Consider the following 408-nt stretch of genomic DNA (forward strand, 5'->3'; position numbering starts at 1 on the left):
CTCCGGCGCCGCGCTGATCCCAGGGTTGCGATACGGGGAGAGAACCCGGCGCATGTTGATCACCGCTTCGCGGGCTCGACCGGAATGGACGCCGTTCATGGCGTCCAGGGCTTGGGCCCAAGTGCTGCACGCCGCCTCGACGTTGCCCTGACTCGCCTGCGCAGCGCCCAGGTACCCCAAGGTCACGACGTGAGTGCGACCGAAGGCACCGGTCTCCCTCATATGGACGCTGCGCCAGAACTCGTCCTGGGCCCCCTGGAGGTCGCCGAGAGCCCAGAGCGTGCGAGCTGTCTCGTGCGCCAGGCTGGCCTCGGAGAAGAACCAGACCCGGGTGGGTTCGTCATCTCCGGGCTTTGCCGCTGCGAGGTCGTCCTCAGCCCGGAGGAGGGCTACACGCGCTTCGTGGCG

1 pseudogene is annotated in these 408 nt (G+C 68.6%); it reads right to left on the reverse strand.

Features of this window, described 5'->3' with window-relative positions:
- Positions 1–408 (reverse strand): annotated as a pseudogene (locus G3I17_RS39440) (Tat pathway signal protein); the annotation flags it as partial.

Origin of the sequence: Streptomyces sp. SID13031, assembly GCF_010548305.1 — a bacterium.
Taxonomy (GTDB): Bacteria; Actinomycetota; Actinomycetes; order Propionibacteriales; family Kribbellaceae; genus Kribbella.